This window comes from Streptomyces violaceusniger Tu 4113 (assembly GCF_000147815.2).
Lineage (GTDB): Bacteria > Actinomycetota > Actinomycetes > Streptomycetales > Streptomycetaceae > Streptomyces > Streptomyces violaceusniger_A.
Map to the genome: position 1 here is coordinate 10145921 of NC_015957.1, position 25377 is coordinate 10171297.

The window sequence follows — 25377 nt, forward strand, 5'->3', positions numbered from 1 at the left end:
CCGGGGCCGGACCCCGCGGGGGCTGCCCGGGTGCCCCTCCTGCGTGCGGTGCAGACCGCCTCCCCCACACGGCTGAGCCGGGCCCTTCCTGCGGTGGATGTGCGGGGCATCGAACCACTGCGATCTTTGAAGGGCCACAGGCAGGCATCGCCGGCCGGGTCGGCGGACGCACCCGGTCCTCCGCACCGACCCGGCATCCGGACGAGGAGGATTCGCCCATGACCGCCCGCACCATCCTGACGAAGATGCACGGCCGGGTGGCCGCGGGAGTGCCCCGCTGGGCCGTGCGCACCGCTTACGCCATCACCCTGGTCACGCTGCCCTCCTGCATCTGGCGGATCGCGGGCGTCAACCTGGGTGCGCCGCTGCTGGAGCACAACTCGACGGGCCCGGGCTCCTCGGAGACCCCGCACCTGTTCACCGGCGGCTGGTGGTACGTCATCGGGCTCAGCGTCTTCAGCGAGGCGCTGGCGTTCCTGTCCTTCGGACTGGTCACCCGGTGGGGCGAGGTGTGGCCGAACTGGATGCCCGGTCTGCGCGGGCGCCGGGTGCCGACCCTGGCGGCCGTCATCCCGGCCGGCCTCGGTTCGGTGGCGCTGCTGCTCTTTCCCTACGCGCTGGTCATGATCGCCTTCGATATGAAGATCACCGGAGAGCCCCTCGGGCTGGCCATCCACGGCTGGCAGTCCGTGGCCTTCTGGATCGCGTACGCGCCGCTGGTCGCCTGGGGGCCGCTGCTCGGCGTCCTGACGGTGCACTACTACCGGCGTCGGCGCTCCGCCCGGCCCGCGGCCGTCGAGTCCCAGGAGGCCGGGGCCGCCCTGACGGGCTGACGGTCTGACGGGCTGACGGGCTGACGGGCTGACGGGCCCGGCGAGCACAAGACCGCCCGGCGTCCCCTCGTGGGGGCGCCGGGCGGTCGTCTCTCCGGGGTCCGGGACCGGTCAGTCGTCGGCGGTGGCCAGCCCCGCCTCGTCCGGCCGGAACCGGACCGGCAGGGTCGACATCCCGGCCATCAGATTGGAGTGGATCCGGCGCGGCTCACCGGTGAGCTCGATACCGTCGCTGAAGGTCCGCATCGCGTCCAGCATCTCCTTCACCTCCACCCGCGCCAGATAGGCGCCGAGGCAGAAGTGCGGACCGTAGCCGAAGGTGATGTGCTTGTTCGGCGAACGGCCGAGGTCCAGGACGTACGGGTCGTCGAAGACCGACTCGTCGCGGTTGGCCGAGGTGTTCCACAGCGTCACCACGTCGCCCGCCTTGATGGTCCCCCCGGCCATCTCGATGTCGACCAGCGCGGTACGGCCGAAGTTCATCGCGGGGGTGGCCCAGCGCAGCGCCTCCTCGGTCGCCGACTCCAGCGTCACCGAGCCCTCCTTGAGCCGCTTCCACTGCTCCGGCTCACGGCTGAGGGTGTAGAGGGAGTCGATCATCGTGAGCCGGCTGGTCTCATCGCCGCCCAGGATGAGGCTGTAGCAGTTGAAGACGATGTCCTGATCGGTCAGCGGCACGCCGTCGATCTCACTGGCGGTGAGCGTGCTGATCACGTCGTCCTGCGGATCGGCGCGCCGCTCCGCGACCAGGTCGCTGAAGTACAGCAGGATCTCGTTGCGCGCCAGGAACGCCTCCTCCGGGGCCTGGTCCGCCTCGTCCGAGCTGAGCGAGGACTTGGTCAGGCCCAGCAGATACGAGTGGTCCTTCACCGGCACCCCGAGCAGACCGCCCACGGTGGTCAGCGGGATCACCGAGGCCACCTCGGACGCGAAGTCCCCCTCCCCCCGCCGGACCGCGTCGGCGATCATCCGGCGGGCGTTGACCCGGACCAGCTCCGCGACCTTGGACAGGGCTCGCGGCGAGAACGCCTTGAGCATCACGTTGCGCAGGTCCTTGTGGCGGCGGCCGTCGGTCACCGCCAGCATCTGGCCGGCGGCCGAGTCGCCGCCCGCCAGCAGCGTCACCAGGACGTTGCCCTTCTCCGAGGTGAGCCGCTGGTTGTCCCGGTAGAGCGCCATCACGTCGGCGTAGCGGCTGACCACCCAGAAGCCGGGTGTGCCGTCGACCGGCGGATGCCAGTACAGCGGGTGGTCGGCGCGCAGCCGGCGCCAGTACGCGTCCATGTCGTGCTCGAGGTAGGTTCGGGTATCGACCAGGTTGATGGCCGAGATCTCCTCCGGTATCTCGTCGCGGCTCGTCGCTGTCTGCACGCTCATCTCTCCACCAATCGGGTCACTTGAGTTCCCGGAGCTTCTCGTTGAGTACGCGGCCGATCTCGGCGGCCGGTTCGGGCCGCATCAGGTACGGGTGGGCACAGCCGATCCGCCGGTACTCGATCCGTCCGTCGACATGGGGCCGCCACCGCTCGGCGCGCGCGGCCAGGTCGGCCGCGGGCACCGAGGGGTCCTCCTCGGCCACCAGCACCAGCAGGTCGCCCCGGTAGGGGGCCGGTTCATAGGCCAGGAACAGCCGTCGGTTGTTGGCGAAGGCACGGGCCAGGGCGGCCACGTTGTCCTCGTCCAGGCTGGCCAGCACGGACTGCCGCTCCCGCAGCATGGTCACCACCTGGCCGTGCGTCAGCCGCACATCGCCCAGGGCGTCCACGTCGTAGCCCTCGAAGTCCAGCAGCACCCGCAGCGCGTCCTGTTCGTCCGGGAGCCGGTCGGGCAGCGGCTGGGAGCGGTCGAGGGGGAACTCGTCCAGGTTGACCAGCAGCGCCACCTCCTCGCCCTCGGCCTGCAGCAGCGCCGCCATGGCGTGGATGACCGTGCCACCGAGCGACCAGCCGAGCAGGGCATACGGTCCGGTGGGCTGGACCCGGCGGATCTGGGCGACATAGTCGGCCGCCATCTCCTCCAGGGTCGCGGGGAGCGCGTTTGCCTCGCCCCCCTCGCCGCCCAGCCCGCGGCACTGCAGCCCGTAGACCGGATGCTCGGCGTCCACGCTCCGCAGCAGCGCCGAGTAGCTCCAGCTCAGCCCGCCCGCGGGGTGGACGCAGAACAGCGGGGTGCGGCTGCCGTGCTCGCGCAGCGGAAGCAGCACATCCAGCGAGTCCTGCTCCGCGTCGCCGCCGAGCTTCTGGGCCAGTTCGGCGACGGTGGGCGCGGTCAGCACCGTCCGCATGCCGAGCTTCACGCCGAACGCCGACCGGATCCGGTTGACCAGGCCCATCGACATGATGCTGTCGCCGCCCAGGTCGAAGAAGCTGTCGTGGACGCCCACCACGTCAAGACCCAGCGCCTCCCGGAACAGTCCGCACAGGATCTCCTCCTGCGGGGTGCGCGGGCCGCTCCACTCGCGGGGGTGGTAGTCGGGTGCGGGCAGCGCCTTGCGGTCGACCTTCCCGTTGGCGTTCAGCGGCAGCTCGTCGAGCACCATGAACGCGGCCGGGACCATGTAGTCCGGTACGGCCGCGGCCAGCCGCTGGCGCACCGCCGCGGTGTCCAGCCCGCTGCCCGCCGCCGGCACCAGATAGGCGGCCAGCCGCTTGCCCGCGCCCTCGTCGCCGCGCAGTACGACCGTGGCGCGGCCCACCTCGGGGTCCCGGGCCAGCGCGGCCTCGATCTCGCCGAGTTCCACGCGGTAGCCGCGGACCTTGACCTGCTCGTCCACCCGGCCCAGGTACTCCAGCTGCCCGTCCGCGTTCCAGCGTGCCAGGTCGCCGGTGCGGTACAGCCGGCCGCCCGGCGTGCCGAACGGATCGGCCACGAACCGGGCCGCCGTCAGAGCGGGCCGGCCCAGATAGCCGCGGGCGAGCTGGCCGCCGCCGATGTAGAGCTCCCCGACGGCGCCGCGCGGCGCGGGCCGCAGCCCCGCGTCGAGCACGTACAGCCGGGTGTTGGGAGTGGGCCGGCCGATCGGCACCGCGCCGGACGGGGTCTCCTCGCCCGGCTCCAGCCGCAGCACGGCGCAGCCGACGGTGGCCTCGGTGGGCCCGTACTCGTTCACCACGGCCACGTCCGGGTGGGCGGCGCGCCAGGGGGCCAGCGCCTCGCCCAGCAGTTGCTCACCGCCGATCACCAGCTCACGGGCCGGGGAGCACTCCGGGTCCACACCGGCCAGCAGCGGCAGATGCGACGGGGTGACCTTGCAGAACGCGGGCCGGACCCGCCCTTCCGCGGGCTGCTCCAGCTCCGCCACCTGCACACAGCCGCCGGTCGTCAGCGGGCCGAACAGCGAGGTGACCGCCATGTCGAAGGAGACCGGCGAGTGCAGCAGGGCCCGCTCTCCCAGCGACGGGTACGCCTCGGCGGCGTAGTCGAGGTACTGGGCGAACGAACGGTGCTCCACCACGACGCCCTTGGGCCGCCCGGTGGACCCCGAGGTGTAGATCACATACGCGGGGCTCTGCGCATGCCAGCGCTGACCTGCGGGGACGGCGGGGGCGGGCCCGTCCGACGGCCGGTCCAGCAGCCGCACCGGCGCCGCCGCCTTGGGCAGTCCGGGCGCGACATCCGAGCGGCTCAGCACCAGCACCGGAGCCGCGTCGGTGAGGACGTGCGCCAGCCGGTCGGCCGGGTCGCCCGGGTCCACGGGCAGATAGCCGCCGCCCGCCTTGAGCACCGCGAGAGCGGCGATCACCAGGTCCGCCGAGCGCGGCAGCGCCAGCGCCACCAGCCGCTCGGGGCCCACCCCGGCCCCGATCAGCTCGGCGGCCAGCCGGTCGGCGGCCGCGTCGAGCTGCGCGTAGCTGAGCCGGGTGCCGTCCGCGTCCAGCAGCGCCGGGGCGTCCGGGGTACGGGCGGCCTGGGCCTGGAAGCGTTCGGGCACCAGGGCGGCGGGCGCGGGCCGGGCCGTGGCGGTGAACTCCTCCAGCAGCGTGCGGCGTTCGTCCGTGGCCAGCAGATCGACCCGGTTCACCGGCTGCTCCGGCGCGCCGATCATGGCGTCGAACACCCGCACCAGCCGGTCGCCGATGGCCTCCACGGCGTCGCGGTCCACGACGTCCGGCCGGTAGCCCAGACGCAGCCGCAGGGCGCGTCCCGGCATCGCCACCAGACTGATCGGGTAGTGGTTGGCGTCCGAGCCGTAGGTGCCGATGATGCGCAAACCGTCCTCGACGGCCGGCATTCCGTCGCCTTCCAGCGGATAGTTCTCGGTCACCACGATCGTGTCGAACAGCGTGTCCGGCTCGACCAGGCGCAGCACGTCCTGGAGGCCCAGGTAGTGGTGGTCCATCACCGCCGTCTGCTGGCCTCGCAGCCGCTCCAACAGCGTCGTCCAGGTGTCGGCCGGCTTCAGCTCGGCGCGGACCGGGACGGTGTTGATGAACAGGCCGACCATGGTCTCCACACCCGGGAGGTCCGCGGGGCGGCCGGAGACGATCGCGCCGAACACCACGTCGGTCCGGCCGGTCAGCCCGGACAGCACCACACTCCAGGCCGCCTGCACTACCGTGTTCAGGGTCACCTCGTGGCGTCGGGCCAGCCCGGTCAGCTCCGTGGTGGTGCGTTCGGGGAGTTCCACGAGCAGGTCGCCGGGAACCTCGGCGGTCCGTCCGTCGCTGTCGGGCGCGATGAGCGTCGCGCCGTCCACCCCGGAGAGCACCGTGCGCCATGCTTCGCGTGCCGCCTGCTTGTCCTGCCGGCCGAGCCACGCGAGATAGTCGCGGTACGGCGTGACGTCCGGCAGCACCGACTCGTCGCCGTCCGCCTCGTACAGCGCGAACAGCTCACGCATCAGCAGGGGGCCCGACCAGCCGTCGAGCAGCAGATGGTGATTGGTCATCAGGAACCGGGCCAGCTGGTCGCCCATGTGGATCAGGGTGAAGCGCAGCAGCGGCGGCCGCTCGGGGTCGAACCGGCGCACCCGGTCCTCGTCCATCAGCGCGTCCAGCCGGGCGGCCCGCTCCGCCGCCGGCAGATGGCCGAAGTCCAGCTCGGTCCAGGGCAGTTCGAGGTCGCCGGCCACCACCTGTACGGGGCGGCTCAGCCCCTGCTGGCGGAAGCCCGCGCGCAGGTTGGCGTGGCGCCGCAGCAGGGTCCGCGCCGCGCCGCGCAGCCTGTCCGCGTCCAGGGCGCCCGCGAGGTCGATGCCGAGCTGCACGGTGTAGAGGTCGGGCTCGTCCTCGTCGAACTGGGCGTGGAAGAGCAGCCCCTCCTGCATCGGCGTGAGCGGCAGGACGTCCTCCAACCGCTCCGCCCCGGCGGACTCGACCGCCTCGATCTCGTCCTGGGTCAGCGGGACCAGCGTCAGGTCGGAGGGGCTGTAGCCGCCCGCCTCCGGCCGCTCGGCGTGCCTGACCAGGGCGGTGAGCGCGGTCAGCCAGTTCTGGCCCAGCTCGCGGACCTCGTCCTCGCTCAGCAGCTCGCCCGCCCAGGACACATCGGCGACCAGCCGAGGGCCGTCCGGCAGGTCCTGGGTCATCGCGGTGATGTCGACGGTGTGCGCGAGCGGGCGCTCGGGGTCGCTGCCGCCGTCGAGGTCGAAGCCGTCCGGGGCCGGACCCTCGGCCAAGGTGGCCTCCGCGGTCGCCACGGCGGCGGGGAAACGGCCCAGGTAGTTGAAGCTGATCTGGGGCTCGGGCAGCCGCGACAGCACCGGAGCGGTCTGCGGGTTGAGGTACCGCAGCAGACCGTAACCGATCCCGTTGTCCGGCAGGTCGCGCAGTTGCTCCTTGACCCGCTTGAGCACCCGGCCGGTCGCCGGGCCGCCCGCGCGGTACTCGGCCCAGTCGTGCGGGCCGGGGTCGAGCCGTACCGGGAACAGGCTGGTGAACCAGCCGACGGTCCGGGACAGGTCGACGCCCTCGTCGAGCTCTTCACGGCCGTGGCCCTCCAGGTTGACCAGGAGAGGGCCGGTTTGGTGGCCCCGCTGTGCGCGCCACTGGGTGACGGCGGCCGCGAACGCGCTCAGCAGGACATCGTTCATCCGGGCGTGGAACGCGGCGGGCACGGTGGTGAGCAGGGCCGAGGTCTGCTCGGTGGGCAGCGTGAGGATCAGCCGCTTGGTGGTCGCGGTGATGTCCCGCGCGGGGTCGAGCGGCCGGTCGGCGAGCGCCGGGTCGGGCTCGGCGAGGGTGTCCAGCCAGAACTTCAGCTCCTCGATCCGCTCCGGCCGCTGGGCGGCGTCGGTGAGCCGCTGCGCCCACTCCCGGAACGAGGTGCCGACGGCGTCGAGCCCGGAGGTGCCGCCGTCCGTCTGCGACCACGCCGCGGTCAGGTCGGGCAGCAGGATGCGCCAGGAGACACCGTCGACCGCCAGGTGGTGGATGGTGAGCAGCAGCCTGCCGGCGACGTCCGGGCCGGCGTCGAACCAGACGGCCTGGAGCATCAGCCCCGCCTCGGGGTCGAGCCGGTCCCAGGCGCCCTTGGTCTCCTCCGCCATACGGGCCCGGGCCCGCTCCTCGTCCAGCCCGGTCAGATCGACCCGGCGCAGGCAGTCCGCCGCCCGGACCGCGCCACGCTCGGGCACCTCCAGGCTCCACACCACGCCACCGGTGCGGCGCAGCCGCATCCGCAGCGCGTCGTGGTGGTCGAGCACCGTCTGCAACCCGGACCGCAGGCGCTGCTCGCCGAGATCGGCCGGGACCATGATCATGTTGGTCTGGCTGAACCGGTCGGGGCGGCCGCCCCGCTCGCGCATCCAGTGGATGATCGGCGTCAGCGGTACGTCGCCGATCCCCGCGGAGGCCGCCACGGGCTCGGCCGCGGCGGCCTCCGCGGGAACGTCCTCGACGGCTGTGGCCTTGGCGAGGGCGGCCACCGTCTTGTGCTCGAACACATCCCGCGGCGTCAGCTTGACGCCCGCGTCACGCGCCCGGCGGACCAGCTGGATGGACATGATGCTGTCCCCGCCGGTGTCGAAGAAGCTGTCGTGGATGCCGACCCGCTCCAGCCCGAGGACCTCCGCGAACAACGAGCACAGCAGCTCTTCCCCGGGGGTGCGCGGCCCGTCGGTGGGGGCGGCGGCGCCGGCGTACTCCGGCTCGGGCAGCGCCTTGCGGTCGGTCTTGCCGTTGGGGGTCAGCGGCAGCGCGTCGAGCACCACCACGGCGGCGGGCACCATGTAGTCCGGGAGCGCGGTGGCCGCCTGGGCGCGCAGCTCGGCGCCGTCCAGCGGTGCGGCGCCCGTCCCGGGCACCACATAGGCCACCAGCCGCTGGTCCCCCGGGCGGTCCTCACGCACCATCACCTCCGCCTGCGCCACCGAGGGGCGGCTCAGCAGTACGGAGCGGATCTCGCCGGGCTCGATCCGGAAGCCGTGCAGCTTGACCTGCTCATCGGCGCGGCCGAGGAACATCAGCTGTCCGTCGCGGGTCCACTTGGCCAGGTCCCCGGTGCGGTACATCCGGCTGCCGGCCGGGCCGGACGGATCGGCGACGAAGCGCTCGGCGCTGGTGCCGGGGCGGCCGAGGTAGCCGCGGGCGAGCCCGTCGCCCGCGATGTAGAGCTCACCGGCCATGCCGGTGGCCACCGGCCGCAGTTCGGCGTCCAGCACATGGACCCGGGTGTTCGGGATCGGCGTGCCGATGGGCGGCTCGGCCACCCCGGACAGCGGTGCGCTGATGGTGGCGCACACCGTGGTCTCGGTCGGGCCGTAGGCGTTGACCATCCGCCGCCCGGCCGACCAGCGGCCGGCCAGCTCCGGCGGGGTCGCCTCACCGGCGACCAGCAGGGTGGTGCCCGCCGGCACCTCGCCGTCGCCCATCACCCCGAGCGCGGCGGGCGGAATGGTCGCCTGGGTGACGCGCTGCTCGGCGAGGAGCCCGGCCAGCGGGGCGCCCGGATCCAGGCGCTCGGGCGGCGCCATCACCAGGGTCGCGCCGACCGGCAGCGACTGGCACAGCTCGGCGAACGCCGCGTCGAAGCTCGGCGAGGCGAACTGCAGCACCCGGCTGCCCGGGCCCAGCCCCAGCGCCTCGGCGTAGCCGGTGGCCAGGGCGGCGACACCGGCGTGCGAGACCACCACGCCCTTGGGCCTGCCGGTGGACCCGGAGGTGTAGATCACATACGCGGGGTGCCGCACCGACACCCACACCTGCGGCGGGGTGTCCGGCGCCCCGGCGACCCGGGCGGCCGTGGCCTCGTCGTCGAGGACCAGCACCGTGGCCGAGCCGGTGGACGGCAGGGTGGCCGCGATGGCCCGGGTGGTGACGACCACACCGGGACGGGCGTCGGAGAGCATGTAGGCCAGGCGCTCGGCGGGATAGGCCGGGTCCAGCGGCAGATAGGCCGCGCCGGCCTTGTGCACCGCCAGCACCGCGGCCGGCCACTCCTGCGAGCGGGGCAGCGCGAGGGCCACGAACCCCTCGGGGCCGGCGCCTTCGGCACACAGGACGTGGGCGAGCCGGTTGGCCCGGCGGTCGAGTTCGGCGTAGGACAGCTCGCTGCCCTCGAAGGCCACCGCGGGGGCGTCGGGGTGTTTCGCCACCTGCCGGGCGAACAGCTCGGGGAAGGTGGCCCGGCCGAGGTCGGGGCGGCCCGTGTCGTTGACGCGGGAGAGCATCGTCCGCTCGTCCTCGGTCAGCACGGACAGGTCCTGTACGCGCAGCTCGGGGTCGGCGGCCACCCGCTCCAGCAGCAGCTCCAGCCGGCCGAAGAGGTCCACGACCGTCCGGCGGTCGAAGAGGTCCAGCCGGAAGTCGATCAGCGCCTGCATCCCGTTCGGGCCGCCGTCGGCGGCGGTCCGCTCGTTGAAGGTGAACGCGAGGTCGAACTGGGTGGCGTTCACCGGCACCGGATACGCCTCGGCGTCGACACCGGGCAGACCGACCGGCGCGCTGCCCGCGGCCTCGACGTTCTGCACGTTCAGCCAGATCTGGAACAGCGGGTGCCAGGCCAGCGAGCGCTCCGGGTTGAGGAGCTCGACCAGCCGCTCGAAGGGCACCTCCTGGTTGGCGTACGCGGCGAGGTCGTACTCGCGGACGCGGTCCAGCAGTTCCCGGAAGGTCGGGGCGCCGGAGGTGTCGGTGCGCAGCACCAGCGTGTTGACGAAGAAGCCGATCATCCCCTCGAGCGCCTTGTCGTTGCGCCCGGCGATCGGCGAGCCCATGGGGACGTCGGAGCCCGCGCCGAGCGCCGAAAGCAGCGAGGCCAGACCGGCCTGGAGCACCATGAAGAGGCTGGTCCCGGTCTTCCGCGCGACGACGGTCAGCGCCCGGTGCAGCTCCGGGGAGATGTCCATCTCGACCGTCTCGGCGGTGTAGTCCGCCGCCGGGGGCCGCGGACGGTCCGTCGGCAGCGGCAGCACATCGGGGATGCCCTCCAGCCGCTTGCGCCAGAAGTCGAGCTGCTGGGCGACCGGGCTCTGCGGATCGCCCTCCTCGCCCAGCACCTCGTAGTTCCACATCGTGTAGTCGGCGTACTGGGCGGGCGGCGGCTCCCAGGCCGGTGCCGCTCCCTGTGCCCTGGCCAGATAGGCGGAGGTGAGATCGCCGGCCAGGGGGCCGACCGACCAGCCGTCACCTGCGATGTGGTGGAGGAGCAGCAGCAGGACGTGGTCCTCCGGGCCGATCCGGAACAGGGTCACCCGCAGCGGGGTCTCGGTCGCCAGGTCGAAGTCGCGCGCCGCCTGCTCCGCGATCGCCGTGTCCAGGTCCCGCTCGTCCACGGCGGTGACGACCAGGTCGGCCGCCCCCCGCTCCGGGCTCAGGATCAGCTGCCGGGCCGCCCCGTCGGTCTCGGGGAAGATCGTGCGCAGCGTCTCGTGCCGGGCCGTGACGTCGCGGACGGCCGCCCGCAGCGCCTCCTGGTCCAGCCGTCCCCTCAGCCGCAGGCCGATGCTGATGTTGTGGGCCGCGGCGCCGTGCTCGAACCGGTTGAGGAACCACAGCCGGCGCTGTGCGTAGGACAGCGGGATCCGCTCGGGCCGCTCCACCGCGCGCACCGGCGGCCGGGCCTCGTCGGCGCCGCGCAGCCGGGCCGCCAGCCGGGCCACCGTGGGGGCCTCCCACAGCACCCGCAGCGGCAGCTCCACGGCGAAGGCCGCCCGGGCCCGGCTGACCAGCCGGGTGGCGTGCAGCGAATGCCCGCCCAGCTCGAAGAAGTCGTCGTGGATGCCGACCGCGTCCAGGTCCAGCGTCTCCATGAACAGCCCGCACAGGATCTCCTCCTGCGGGGTGCGCGGGGCGGCGCCGGTGGACAGCTCACCGAAGTCGGGCGCGGGCAGCGCCTTGCGGTCGGTCTTGCCGTTGGGGGTCAGCGGCAGCGCGTCCAGCACCATGAACGCCGAGGGGATCATGTACTCCGGCAGCCGCGCGGCGACGGACCGGCGCAGCGCGGGCACCGGCACCGCCGCGTCCGGGGCCGCGACGACGTACGCCACCAGCCGCTGCTCACCCGACCCGGCCTCGCGGGCCACGACCGCCACCTGGGCGACCTCGGGCAGTTCGGCGAGCACGGTCTCGATCTCGCCCAGCTCGATGCGGAAGCCGCGCACCTTGACCTGGTCGTCGGTGCGGCCGGCGAACTCCAGCTCCCCGTCGTCCGTCCACCGGGCCACGTCACCGGTTCGGTACATCCGGGTGCCGGGCGCGCCGAAGGGGCAGGCGAGAAACCGCTCCGCGGTCAGGTCCGGACGGCCCGCGTAGCCGCGCGCCACGCCCCGCCCGGCGATGTAGAGGTCGCCGAGGACCCCGGGCGGGGCCGGTGACAGCCCGGCGTCCAGGACATAGACCTGGGTGCTCGCGATGGGCCTGCCGATGGCCGGGGGGCCGGACACCTCGGCGAGGCGGGCAGCGGTCGACCATACGGTGGTCTCGGTGGGGCCGTACAGGTTCGTCACCTCGGAGCCGAGTTCGCACAGCCGGGAGGCGAGCCCGGCGGGCAGCGCCTCACCGCCGACCAGCACGCGCAGCCCGGGGAGCGCCTCGGGCTGCTGGGACACCAGCGCCTGCCACAGGGTGGGGGTCGCCTGCATGACCGAGGCGCCGGTGCTCTTCAGCAGCGCGGCCAGCCTGGGGACGTCGATCACCTCGTCCCGGGTGGCCAGGACCACCCCGGCGCCGGACACCAGCGGGGTGTACAGCTCCAGGCCCGCGATGTCGAAGGCGATGGTGGTCACCGCGGCCAGCCGGTCCCCGGGCCGCAGGGCGAACCGGTCCCGCATGTCCTGGACGAAGTTGGTGAGGTTGTCCCGGGTGACGACGACGCCCTTGGGCCGGCCGGTGGAACCCGAGGTGTAGATGGTGTACGCGGGGTGGTCCCCCGCCACCGGGGGGAGCCCCGGGGCCTCGCCGGACAGGGCGGCCAGCCGGTCGCGGACCGCCGGGTCGTCCAGCAGTACCCGCGCCATACCGTCGGCCGCGGGCACCGAGGTCACCGAGGAGTCGGTCACCACCACCGCGGGCGCGGCGTCGGCCACGATGTACTCGACGCGCTCGGCCGGGTATTCGGGGTCCAGCGGGATGTACGCGCCGCCGGTCTTCCCCACCGCGAGCAGGGTGGCCACCAGGTCCGCCCCGCGCGGCAGCGCCACCGCCACCCGCGTCTCGGGGCCGACGCCGAGCCCGGACAGCAGCCGGGCCAGCCGGTTGGCGCGGGCGTCCAGTTCGCCGTAGGACATCTCGGCCCCGTCCGCGACCAGGGCCACCGCCGCCGGGTCGGCGGCCACCGCGGCCTCGAACAGCTCGGGCACCGAGGTGTCCGGGGCCCCGGCGTCGGGCTCGTTCCAGCCGTCCAGGACGGTGCGCAGCAGCTCGGGCGCGAGCACTTCGGTGCGGCCCACCGGGAGGGACGGGTCCGCCTCGATCCGCTCCAGCATCCGGCGGAAGCCGTCCAGCAGGGCCCGCGCCCGCTCGGCCGGGTACAGATCGGGCCGGTAGCCCAGGCGCAGCCGCAGGGTGGGGCCGGGGGTCGGGAACAGGGTGAGCGCGTAGTGGGTGGCGTCCTGGCCGGTGATGTCGGTGATCCGCGGCCCGTCGATGGGCTCGGTGATGCCGTCGGAGTCCAGCGGGTAGTTCTCGAAGACGACGAGGGTGTCGAAAAGTTCACCGGTGACCGGTGTGGACTCCTGTACGGCGGACAGCGGCAGGTGGTGGTGGTCCAGCAGCGCGGCCTGCTGTCGCTGGACCGCCGTCAGCAGCTCGGTCCAGGGGGCGCCGTGGTCCACCCGCACCCGGACCGGCAGGGTGTTGATGAACAGCCCCACCATGGACTCCACCCCGGGGATGTCCGCCGGGCGCCCGGACACGGTGGCGCCGAACACCACATCGCTTCGGCCGGTCAGCCGGCCGATCAGGACGCCCCAGGCGCTCTGCACCAGCGTGTTCAGGGTGACGCCGGCGGAGCGGGCGAGCTCGCCGAGCCGGGCGGTGAGGTCCGCGGGCACCTCGGCGACCAGGTCCTCGGGCAGCACCTCGGCGCCGGGGCCCGTCTCGGGCACCAGGAGCGTGGGCGAGTCCACCCCCGCGAGCGCCTCCTGCCAGGCCCGCTTCGCCGCGGCCTTGTCCTGCCGGGCCAGCCAGGCGAGATAGGTGCGGTAGGGGGTGACCGGCGGCAGGGTGATGTCCTCGCCGCCCGCGCGGTAGTGCTGGAACAGCTCCTGCATCACCAGCGGGGCGGACCAGCCGTCCAGCAGGATGTGGTGGGCGGTGAGCACCAGCCAGAAGGCGTCGGCCGCGACCTTGATCATGGTGACCCGCAGCAGCGGCGGCCGTTCCATGTCGAAGCGCCGCCTGCGGTCCCCGGCGGCGAACTCCCGGACCTTCGCCCGCTGCTCCTCCTCGGAGACGTCACTGAAGTCCAGTTCGGTCAGCGGGAGTTCGAGGTCCCGGAGGATCACCTGCATCGGGTCGCCGGTCGTGCGACGCCGGAATCCCGCGCGCAGGCTCGCATGCCGCCGTATCAGGGTGGCCGCCGCGCGGCGCACCGCCGGGGCGTCCACCGGGCCCTGGATCCTCACCGCCAACTGCACCGTGTAGACGTCGAGCGCGTCCGCGTCCTCGGAGTACTGCGCGTGGAAGAGCAGCCCTTCCTGGAGCGGCGACAAAGGCAGAAGGTCCTCGATACGTGTCTGCTTCACTGCACAGGCTCCCTGGGCGTCTTCGTAATGCGATGTGTGACGAGTGCGCAGTCGGATCGGCGGGGCCCTTCTCGCCCGTCGGCGAGGCCCGCCGATCCGACCGTAATGGCGCTGCGGCCCGGCGAAAGCCGCACATAAACAACTCCGAAGTGGGCTACTGCCAGTTGTCCAGTTCGCTCGCGAGCTGGTCCAACTCGTCCTGGCTGACGTCGATCAGATCCATGTCGGACGGGGTGTGGCGGACGCCCTGCGGGGTGTCGGCATGGCGGGCCAGCGCCTCCAGCGCCCGGATCCACGCCTCCGCGAGGTCCCGCACCACGGCCTCCTCCAGCAGCGCCGAGGGCCACTGCCAGAGCACCGACAGCTCGGGGCCGTCCGGGCGGTCCTGGGTGGACGCGGTGACCTCCAGGGCGTGGGCGACCGGCATGTCCGGATCCTCGCCGCCGACCGCGCCCGCTTCGGGGGCGAGCGCCCAGTCGGCGGCCTCGGGCGTGCCCGAGGAGTTGAACCGCCCCAGGTAGTTGAACCCGATCTGCGGCTCGGCCAGGCCCCGCAGCGAGGGCGCGGTGTCCGGGTTGAGATGGCGCAGCAGGCCGTAGCCGACGCCATTGTCGGGCACCTGGCGCAACTGCTCCTTGATCCGGGCGAGGACGTCACCGACGGTCGCCCCGCCGGTCCACACCTCGCCCCAGTCGATCCGCCCGGGGTCCAGGAACAGCGGGTACATGCTGGTGAGCCAGCCGACCGTACGGGACAGTTCGGTGTGCTCGGCGATCTCCTCGCGGCCGTGGCCCTCCAGGGCCACCAGCAGCCCGCCCGTGGCCCCGCCGAAGTGCCGGCGGCGCCAGTCGGCCACCGCCAGGGTCAGCCCGGTGAGCAGCACGTCGTTGACCGACGCGCGGAACATCTCGGGCAGCCGGGTGAGCAGGGTCCGGGTGGTGTCCGCGGACAGCGCCATGGTGATCGCGCGCTGCGTACGGACCAGGTCCCGGGACGGGTCGATGGTCAGCTCGGCCAGCGGCTCCGGGGCCTGGGCGAGGCGATGGCGCCAGACCGGGAGTTCGGCGATCCGCTCCGGGGTCACGGCTTCCTCGGCCAGCGTCCGCGACCAGCGGCGCAAGGAGGTGCCCACCGGGTCGAGTCCGGGGGTGCGCCCGTCCCCTACCGCCTCCCAGGCTCGCGCCAGGTCCGGCAGCAGGATCCGCCAGGAGACGCCGTCGACGACGAGGTGGTGCAGCGAGAACCACAGCCTGCCGCGCTCACCGGGCCCGGCGTCGAACCACACGAACTGGGCCATCGTGCCGTCCTCGGGCGCGAGCCGGCCCACCGCCGCGTCACTGTGCTCGGCGAGGCGGGCGCTCCGCGCCGCGTCGTCCAGGCCGGTGAGGTCGACCCGCCGGATCAGGTCCGCCGCGCGGACCGCGCCGCGGGCCGCCACCTCCAGCGACCATGCCCCTTCGGTCCGGTTCAGCCGTGCCCGCAGGGCGTCGTGGTGGTCCAGCAGCGTCTGCACGGCGGTGACCAGCCGGTCCAGGTCCAGATCGGCGGGCGTCTGCAGCAGCATCGACTGGTGGAACCGGTCGATGGGCCCGTTCCGCTCGCTGAGCCAGTGCAGGATCGGGATCGCGGGGATCTCCCCGATACCGGCGTCCGGGTCCTCCGCCTCGGCCTCGGGGACGGTGCCCGCGGCGGCCGCGAGGGCCGCGACCGTCTGGTGGCGGAAGACGTCCTTCGGGGTGAAGACCAGACCCGCGGCGCGCGCCCTGGCCACCAACTGGATCGAGACGATGCTGTCGCCGCCCAGGTAGAAGAAGCTGTCGTCGACGCGGACCTCCTCGACCCCGAGCCCCAGCACCTCCGCGACCAGCCGGCGCAGGGTCTCCTCACGGGCGCCGCTCGGCGCACGGGAGGTGCCGTCCTGCTCCGGTGCGGGCAACGCCTTGCGGTCGATCTTTCCGCTGGTGGTCAGCGGAAGCGTGTCGAGCGTCACGAACGCCGCCGGAACCATGTAGTCGGGCAGGCGTCGCGCCAGCCCGGCCCGCAGTGCGTCGACGTCGAGGTCGCCCGCCCCGGCAGTGGGCACCACATAGGCCGTCAGCAGCCGCACCCCCGGGCGGTCCTCGCGCACGATGGTGGTGGCGCGGTGCACATCGGGGTGGTCCGAGACGGCCGCGGTGATCTCGCCCAGCTCGATCCGCAGCCCGCGCAGCTTCACCTGGTCGTCGGTGCGCCCGACGAACTCCAGCTCACCGTCGGCGCGCCGGCGCACCAGGTCGCCGGAGCGGTACATCCGCGATCCGGGCGGCCCGAACGGGTCGGCCACATAGCGCTCGGCGGTCAGCCCGGGGCGGCCCAGATAGCCGCGGGCCAGCGAGACGCCCGCGATGTGCAACTCGCCCACGCAGCCGAGCGGTACCGGGCGGAGCCGCTCGTCCAGCACATGCAGCCGCGAGTCGGCGACGGGCGCGCCGAGCGCCGGTACGGCGTCGTCGGTCAGCAGCCCGCTCATCGCCGCCACACAGGTGGTCTCGGTCGGGCCGTACACATTGTGCATCCGCACCGTGTCCCGCCACCGGCCGATCAGTTCCGGTCCGAAGGACTCACCGCCGACGACGATCTCCATGCCCTCGGGCAGCCCGCCCTCGGGCAGCGCGGCCAGGGAGGCGGGGGTGATGAAGGCGTGGGTGACGCCGTACTCGGCGCACAGGTCGAGGTACGCCTGTCCGGACGTGGGCCGCTCGGCCGGGACGACCACCAGCGCGCCGCCCACCAGCAGGCTCATGGCCAGCTCCAGGAACGCCGCGTCGAAGCTGGCCGAGGCGAGCTGCGGCACCCGGGCGCCCGGGCCGACGCCCGCCCGCTCCACGAGCGTCGCGCACAGGTGCGCCACTCCGGCGTGGGTCACGGTCACGCCCTTGGGCCTGCCGGTCGATCCGGAGGTGTAGATGACGTAGGCGGGGTGCTGGGGCGACAGGGCGCCGGGGAGCACGGCCGCGTCGGCCGCGTCAGAGGGTTGCGTCGCGTCCAGCGCGTCGAACAGCGCCGTGGGCACGGTGGTCCGCGGCAGCCGTCCGGCGACGGCGCCGGAGGTCAGCAGCAGGGCAGGCTCGGCGTCGTCGAGCATGTAGCCGATGCGGTCGCCCGGCAGCTCCGGGTTGACCGGCAGATAGGCCGCCCCCGCCCGCACCACCGCGAGCAGCGAGACGATCAGCTCCGGCGACCGCGGCAGCGCCACCGCCACCAGCTTCTCCGGTCCCGCTCCCCGCGCGGCCAGCGCCCGGGCGATCCGCTCGGCCCTCGCGTCGAGTTCGGCGAAGGTCCAGGTCCCCTTCTCGGTCAGCAGGGCCGGTGCGTCCGGGGTGCGGGCCACCCACCCGGCGAACAGCTCCGCCATGGTGGCGGCGGGCACCTCGCGGACCGCGGCGTCGTTCCACTCCTCGACGATCCGGTGGCGCTCCCCGGGCAGCAGCACGTCCAGCCGGTCCACCGGGGCGGACGGATCGGCGACGGCGGCGGCCAGCAGCCGCGCCAGCCGGTCCACCAGCATCCGCACGGTGTCCCGTTCGAACAGGTCGGTGCTGTAGGTGAGCGCCCCCTCGATGCCCGCGGGCGCGCCGTTGTCCGTATGGGTCTCCGACAGGGTGAAGGACAGGTCGAACTTGGCCACGTCATGGCCGATCGGCTGCGGCGCCGCGACCACCCCGGGCAGGTCGACCCTGCCCTCGGCGGTGTTCTGGAACGCCAGCATCACCTGGAACAGCGGATGCCGGGACGCCGAGCGCTCGGGGTTGATCAGCTCGACCAGCCGCTCGAACGGCAGGTCCTGGTGGGCGTACGCGGCCAGGTCGGTCTCCCGCACCCGCTCCAGCAGCTCGGCGAAGGTCGGGTCGCCGGAGACGTCGGTGCGCAGCACCAGCGTGTTGACGAAGAAGCCGACCAGATCGTCCAGGGCGTCGTCGGTGCGGCCCGCGATGGCCGTGCCGAGCGGGATGTCGGTGCCCGCGCCGAGCCTGCTGAGCAGCGCGGCCAGACCGGCCTGGACGGCCATGAAGAGGCTGGCCCGGTGCTCCATGGCCAGGTCGCGCAGGCCGCGGTGCACCTCGGCGTCGAAGCGGAAGGTGACCATATCGCCGCGGTAGCTGATGGCGGGCGGACGGCGGTGGTCGGCGGGCAGCGCCAGCTCCTCCGGCGCCCCTTCCAGGGCCGACCGCCAGAACCCGGCCTGCCGGGAGATGGTGCTGTCCGGGTCGTCCTCGCTGCCCAGCACCTCGTGCTGCCACAGCGTGTAGTCGGCGTACTGCACGGGCAGCGGGGTGAACTGCGGGGCGCGGCCCGCCCTGCGGGCCGCGTAGGCGGCGGACAGATCGCGGCCCAGCGGGGCCATGGACCAGCCGTCGCCCGCGATGTGGTGGACCACCAGCGCCAGCACGTGCTCGGTCCGGCCGAGCGCGAACAGCCGCGCCCGTACCGGGATCTCGGTGGCGATGTCGAACGCGTACCCGGCGGCCTCGGCGAGCGCCACGTCCAGACCGGCCTCGGTGACCTCGGCCACCGGCAGCTCGGGCACCACGTCCAGCACCACCTGGCGGGGGCGGCCGGCCACCTCCGGGAAGACGGTGCGCAGACTCTCGTGGCGGGCGACCACATCGGCCAGCGCCGCGCGCAGCGCCTCCCGGTCCAGCTCACCCGTCAGCCGCAGGGCCATCGGCAGGTTGTAGGTGGCGCTGGGCCCCTCGAACCGGCCCAGGAACCACAGCCTGCGCTGGGCGAAGGACAGCGGCACCTCCTCGGGCCGCTCCCGCGCGGTCACCGCGCGCCGCGCCCCGCCCGCGTCGCCGATCAGCCCGGCCAGGCCGGCGGGCGTCGGCGACTCGAACAGGTCGCGCACGCTGAGCTCGGCGCCCAGGGTCGTACGGATCCGGCTGGTCAGCCGGGTGGCGAGCAGTGAATGGCCGCCGAGGTCGAAGAAGTTGTCGTCCACCCCGGCCTCGGACACCCCGAGCACCTCGGCGAACAGCGCGCACAGCGCGGCCTCCTGCGGTGTGGCCGGCTCGCGCCGCTCGGCGTCCTCCCGTACCGGCGCGGGCAGCGCCCGGCGGTCCAGCTTGCCGTTGGGGGTCAGCGGCAGGGCGTCCAGGGCGACGAACGCGCTGGGCACCATGTACTCGGGCAGGGTGGCGGCCAGGTGCTTGCGCAGTTCGGCCGGGGCCGGGGCGGTCCGGTCGGCCAACGGGACGAGATAGCCGACCAGTTGGGGCGCCCCGGGCCGGTCCTGCCGGGCCAGGACGGCCACCGAGGCGAGGTCGGGGTGGGCGGCGAGCGCCGTCTCGATCTCGCCGAGCTCGATCCGGAAGCCGCGCACCTTGACCTGGTGGTCGGCCCGCCCCACGAACTGGAGCTGTCCGTCCTTGCCCCAGCGCACCAGGTCACCGGTGCGGTACAGCCGGGACCCGGCCGGGCCGAAGGGGTCGGCGACGAAGCGCTCCGCGGTGCGGCCCGGCCGCCGCAGATAGCCGCGGGCCAGCCCGGCGCCGGCCAGGTACAGCTCTCCGACGACCCCCGGGGGCACCGGGCCGAGCGCGTCGTCCAGGACGTAGACCCGGTCGTTCCACACCGGGCGGCCGATGGGCGCCGCGGCGGGCCAGTCCGCGGGGTCGGCGGGCAGGGTGGTGCCGGTGATCACATGGCTCTCGGTGGGGCCGTAGTGGTTGTGCAGCCGCAGCCACGGGCGTTCGGCGCAGAAGGCGCGCAGCCGCGGGGTGAGCCCCAGCGCCTCGCCCGCCTGGGCGATCACGCGCAGCTCGCCGAGGGCGACACCGCCCTCGAGGGCGGCCTCCGCGACGGCGTCCACCACCAGGTTGGGGGCGTACAGCTCGTTGATCCGGTGCTCCTCCAGCCACCGGGTGAAGGCGGCGGCGTCGCGGCGGACCGCGTCGTCCGGGACCACCAGCGTCTTGCCGGTGAGCAGGGTGGTCAGGATCTCCTGGGCGGAGACGTCGAAGCTGATCGCGGTGAACTGCGCGACCCGCGTCCCGGCGCCGCCGCCGATCTCACCGTGGTGCCAGGCGACCAGGTTGGCCATGGCGCCCGCGGGCATCACGACGCCCTTGGGGCGGCCGGTGGAGCCGGAGGTGTAGATGACGTAGACCGGGGCGGCCGGGTGGAGCGGACGGGTGCGATCCGCGTCGGTGGGGTCATTGTCCGCCTGCCCGGCCAGGAGGGCGGCGGTCTCCGGTGTGTCGAGGGCGAGCACCGGGGCCCGGTGACCGCCCGGCAGCACCCCGGTCCGGGTCAGCACCACCGAGGGCGCCGCGTCGGCCAGCATGAAGGAGACGCGCTCGGCCGGGTACTCCGGGTCGATGGGCAGATAGGCCGCTCCGGTCTTGACCACCGCGCACACCGCCACCAGCAGCTCCGCCGAGCGCGGCAGCGCGATGCCGACCGTGTCCTCCGGTCCGATGCCCCGTGAGATGAGCACATGTGCCAGCCGGTTCGCCGCCGCGTTCAGCTCGGCGTACGACATCCGCGTGTCGCCGTGCACCACGGCCGGGGCGTCCGGCAGCGCGTGCGCCTGCCGCTCGAGCAGTTCCGGGAGGAAGGCCCCGTCGAGCTGGTGCGCGGTGTCGTTGTAGGTGGTCAGCTGGCGGTGCCGCTCGATCGGGTCGAGCAGGTCCAGGGAGCCGATCGGCCGCTTCGGGTCCTCGGCCGCCCCGGCCAGCACCCGGATCAGACGGTCGGCGAGCCGCTGGACCGTCTCCCGGTCGAACAGATCGGTGCTGTACTCCATCCACCCGGCCATACCGTCCGGTGCGCCGTCGGGTGTGCGCCGCTCGGTCAGCCCGACGAACAGGTCGAACTTGGCCATGTCGCCGAGGTGGTCGTACGGGTCCACCCGCAGGCCCGGCAGCGAAAGCTCGGCCGGGCGGTTGTTCTGCACGGTGAACATCACCTGGAACAGCGGGTGGCGCGCGAGGGAGCGCTCGGGGTTGAGCTGCTCGACCAGGCGCTCGAACGGCACGTCCTGGTTGGCGTATGCGGCCAGGTCGGTCTCCCGCACCCGCTGGACCAGTTCGCGGAAGGTCGGGTTGCCGGAGGTGTCGGTGCGCAGCACCAGCGTGTTGAGGAAGAACCCGACCAGTTCGTCGAGGGCGTCGTCGGTACGACCGGCGATCGGCGTGCCGATGGGGATGTCGGTGCCCGCGCCGGACCGCGACAACAGCACCGAAAGACCGGCCTGGGCCACCATGAACAGGCTGGCCTGGGAGGTACGGGCGATGGTGAGCAGCCGCTTGTGCAGCTCCTCGGGGAGGTGGAACGTCACGGTGTCGCCCGCGTAGCTCGCCACCGCGGGGCGCGGCCGGTCCACCGGGAGGTTGAGCTCGTCGGGGATCCCGGCCAGGGCATCCGACCAGTAGGCGAACTGCTGGGCTATCGCGCTGTTCTCGTCCGCCTCCTCACCCAGTACGCGCTGCTGCCACAGCGTGTAGTCCGCGTACTGCACGGGCAGCGGCTCCCACGACGGCGCGGCGTCCTTCAGCCTGGCCGCGTAGGCGAGCGAGAGGTCGTGGCCGAAGACGCCCAGCGACCAGCCGTCCCCGACGATGTGGTGCATCACCACGAGCAGGACGTACGTATGGTCGCCGGTGCGGAAGACGCGCACCCGCAGCGGGAGTTCACCGGCCAGCCGGAACCCGGCGGCCGCCTCCTCCTTCAGTGCCTCGTCCAGCCGCTCCGGTGCCGCGCTCAGATCCACCAGGGACAGGTCGAGCTCGGCCTCCGCGGGATCCAGCACCCGCTGATACGGGTCGCCGTCCACGTCCGGGAACACCGTGCGCAGGCTCTCGTGCCTGGCCAGGACGTCCTGGAAGGCATGGCGCAGCGCGTTAAGGTCCAGTTCACCGGTCAGCCGCACGGTGAGCGGGACGTTGTAGATCGGCTTGGCGCCGTCGAACCGGTCCAGGAACCACAGCCTGCGCTGGGCGAAGGACAGCGGTACCCGCTCGGGACGCGGCCCCGCCTCCAGCGCGGGCCGGCCGTCCACGGCCTGGTGCAGCCGGCGGGCTATCCCGGCAGGCGTGGCCGTCTCGAACACCGCGCGCAGCGACAGTTCCTCGCCGAAGACCGCGCGGGTCCTGGTGACCAGCCGGGTGGCCAGCAGCGAGTGGCCGCCGAGGTCGAAGAAGTCGTCGTCCACGCCCACCTCGGCCACGCCGAGCAGTTCCGCGAAGAGCGCGCACAGGATCTCCTCCTGCGGGGTGCGCGGCCCGCGCCCGGCCGGCCCGGCCGCGCCGGGCTCGGGCAGCGCCTTGCGGTCCAGTTTGCCGTTGGGGGTCAGCGGGAGGGCGTCGAGGGCGACGAACGCGCCGGGCACCATGTACTCGGGCAGCGAGGCGCCCACGTGTTCGCGCAGCACGGTGGGGGCGGGCACCTCTTCTCCGCTCACCGGCACCAGATAGGCGACGAGCCGCTTGTCGCCCGGGGTCGGCTCCCGCACCACGACCACCGCACGGTCGATCCGCTCGTGCGCGGCCAGGACCGACTCGATCTCCCCCAGCTCGATCCGGAACCCGCGGATCTTGACCTGGTCGTCGGCCCGGCCGGCGAACTCCAGCACGGGGTGCTCGCCCTCGGTGTTCCAGCGCACCAGGTCACCGGTGCGGTACATCCGCATCCCGCCGCCCGCGAACGGATCGGCGACGAAGCGCTCGGCGGTCATACCGGGCCGGTTCAGATAGCCGCGCGCCAGGCAGGGGCCGGAGACGTACAGCTCCCCGGTGACACCCGGCGGCACCGGCCGCAGCGCACCGTCGAGCACCCGCAGCCGCGCGGTGCCGAGGGCGGTGCCCATGGGCGGCGCCACCGCGCCGGAGAGCGGCTCGCTGAGGGTGACGCAGACGGTGCTCTCGGTCGGCCCATAGGCATTGATCATCGTCCGGTCGCCGGACCACGCCTCGACCAGCTCCGGCGCGGACGCCTCACCGCCGACCACCAGCAGGCGTATCGACGGCAGATCGCCCTCGGTGAGCACGGCCAGCGCGGCGGGCGGGATGAGCGCGTGCGTGACCTGGTGCTCGGTGACCAGGTCCACCAGCGCCCGGCCGGGCCGCAGCCGTTCGGCGGGGGCGAGCACCAGCGTGGCGCCGGTGAGCAGGGCGGTGTAGGTCTCCCAGACGGCGGCGTCGAAGCTGGGTGAGGAGAACTGCAGCACCCGGCTGCCGGGTCCCACGTCGAACCGCTCGACGTGGGTGGCGACCAGACCGGCGAGACCGGAGTGCGTCACCATGACGCCCTTCGGACGGCCGGTGGAACCGGAGGTGTAGATGACGTAGGCGGGGTTGGCGGACGTCGTCGCCCCCCGCCGCTCGCCCGGCTCGACATCGGTGTCCGGCCTCGCGTCGGTCTCCCGGACGGTGGCCGGGTCGTCCAGCAGCACCCGCGGCGCGGCGCAGCCGTCCGGAATCACCTCTGCCGACGCGGAGGTGGCCAGGACCAGCGCCGGGTCGGAGTCGGTGAGCAGATAGGCGATCCGGTCGGCCGGATAGGAGATGTCCACCGGCAGGTAGGCCGCGCCCGCCTTGAGCACCGCCAGCATGGCGACGACCAGTTCGGGGGAGCGCCGCAGGGCGAGCGCGACGACCCGCTCCGGCCCCGCGCCCCGCTCGATCAGGGTGCGGGCCAGGCGGTTGGCGCGGCGGTCCAGTTCGGCGTAGGAGAGGGTGGTGTCCTCGTGGACCAGGGCGACGGCGTCCGGATGCCGCCGTACCTGTTCGGCGAGGAGCGCGGGGATGACATCACCGCCCGGCAGCGGCTGTGCGGGCATGCCCAGGTCGAGCATGCGCCTCGTCTCGGCGTCGCTCAGCAGGGGCAGTCGGCCGATCAGCTGCTCGGGATCGGCCGCGAAGGCCGCGAAGAGGCGGCGGAAGCGTTCGCCGAGCACCTCGATGTCCTCGCGGGTGAAGATCTCCTGCCGATAGCCGAAGTGCAGCCGCAGCCCGTCGCCCGGCAGCGCCGCGATGCTCAGCGGGTAGTGGTTGGCGTCGGTGCCCTTGGCGCCCGTCAGCGTGAGGTCGCCGGGCAGCTCGGGCAGGTCGTCCCCGCCCATGGGGTAGTTCTCGGTGACGGTGAGCGTGTCGAACAGGGTGCCGTGCCCGGCGGCCCGCTGGATGTCCGGGAGGCTGAGGTGGTGGTGTTCGACCATTCCGGCCGCCTGGCGCTGCACCCCGGTCAGCAGGGACAGCAGGCTCTCCTGCGGGCGCATCCGCGCCCGGACGGGCACCGAGTTGATGAACAGGCCGACCATCTGGTCCGCACCGGCCAGCTCGGCGGGGCGCACCGATACGGTCGAGCCGAACACCACGTCGTCACGGCCGGTCAGCTGCCCCAGCAGAAGCGCCCAGCAGCCCTGGAACACCGCGCTCAGCGTGAGGTCGTTGCGCCGGGCGGTGTCCCGCACCCGGGCGGCCAGCTCATCGGGCATGGTGACGACCATCTCGGCCGGCGCGATCCGCGCCCCGGTGTCGCCGGGCGCGATCAGCGTGGGCTCCTCCACCTCGGCGAGCACGGTGCGCCAGGCGTTCTCCGCCACCGCCCGGTCCTGCCGTTCCAGCCAGCTCAAGGCTTCGCGGTACGGCGTCACCGGCGGCAGGCCCGAGCCGTCGCCGCGACGGTGGTAGATCTCGAAGAGCTCGTACATGAGCCGGGCGGTGGACCACCCGTCGAGCAGGATGTGATGCGAGTTGAACATCAGCCGGCTGGTGCGCGGGCCCAGCTTGATCAGCGTGAAGCGCAGCAGCGGACCGGTCCCCAGGTCGAACCGGTGCGCCGCCTCTTCGGCGGCGAGCCGCTCCAGCTCCCGCTTCTGGGCCCGCTCGTCGAGCCCGGTGAGGTCGAACTCCCGCCAGGGTACCGGGACTTCCCGCGGAATCACCTGCACCGGCCGGCTCAGCTTCTCGTACCGGAAACTGGCACGCAGATGGGGGTGCCGGCGCAGCAACGTGGCCACCGAGTCGCGCATGACCCCGGCGTCCAGGGGGCCGTCGAGGTCGATCAGGATCTGGGCGACGTAGACATCGAGTTTCTGTTCCCCGTACAGGGTCTGAAACAGCAGACCTTCCTGCAGTGGCCACAGCGGAAGGACGTCGTCGATGGCTGCTCGCGTCATTATGGAAATCTCCACTCGTCATTCCGGAGTCGCCGACAAAAGGGCTCGGTCGCCTGCCACCAGCCTGGATCGCCGAGTCTCATCTCCGGCCGGTCCACCCGACAACGGCGCTGCAAAAACTTCGTTTTGCGCGCCGCGCGGCGCGGAAGTGGCCCACTTCGAAGAATTCGCACTGCCGCTGACCGGTCCGGTCCGGTCGTGCTGTCATCGGTTCGGCCGCGTGCCGTCAAGCGCCCGCGGGCCCGCTACCCGCACCGCGA

4 protein-coding genes are annotated in these 25377 nt (G+C 73.3%); 1 reads left to right on the top strand and 3 read right to left on the bottom strand.

Annotated elements, in window-relative coordinates; translation table 11 throughout:
• The first annotated feature begins 218 nt into the window (after window positions 1–218).
• Window positions 219–833: a hypothetical protein gene (locus tag STRVI_RS41425; RefSeq protein ID WP_014061538.1), complete on the top strand. Its 615-nt coding sequence runs from the start codon at window positions 219–221 to the stop codon at window positions 831–833.
• A gap of 111 nt (window positions 834–944) precedes the next feature.
• Here STRVI_RS41425 and STRVI_RS41430 read toward each other — a convergent pair whose 3' ends face one another.
• The 3 genes from STRVI_RS41430 to STRVI_RS41440 form a co-directional block, all read right to left on the bottom strand.
• Window positions 945–2210 carry a cytochrome P450 gene (locus STRVI_RS41430; RefSeq protein ID WP_014061539.1) on the bottom strand — a complete coding sequence of 422 codons (1266 nt, stop codon included), beginning with the start codon at window positions 2208–2210 and terminating at the stop codon, window positions 945–947.
• A 16-nt stretch (window positions 2211–2226) separates the two neighbouring features.
• Window positions 2227–13956 carry an amino acid adenylation domain-containing protein gene (locus STRVI_RS41435; protein ID WP_014061540.1) on the bottom strand — a complete coding sequence of 3910 codons (11730 nt, stop codon included), beginning with the start codon at window positions 13954–13956 and terminating at the stop codon, window positions 2227–2229.
• A gap of 154 nt (window positions 13957–14110) precedes the next feature.
• On the bottom strand, window positions 14111–25117 hold the full coding sequence (locus STRVI_RS41440; protein ID WP_014061541.1) for a non-ribosomal peptide synthetase: 11007 nt from the start codon (window positions 25115–25117) through the stop codon (window positions 14111–14113).
• Window positions 25118–25377: the final 260 nt, after the last annotated feature.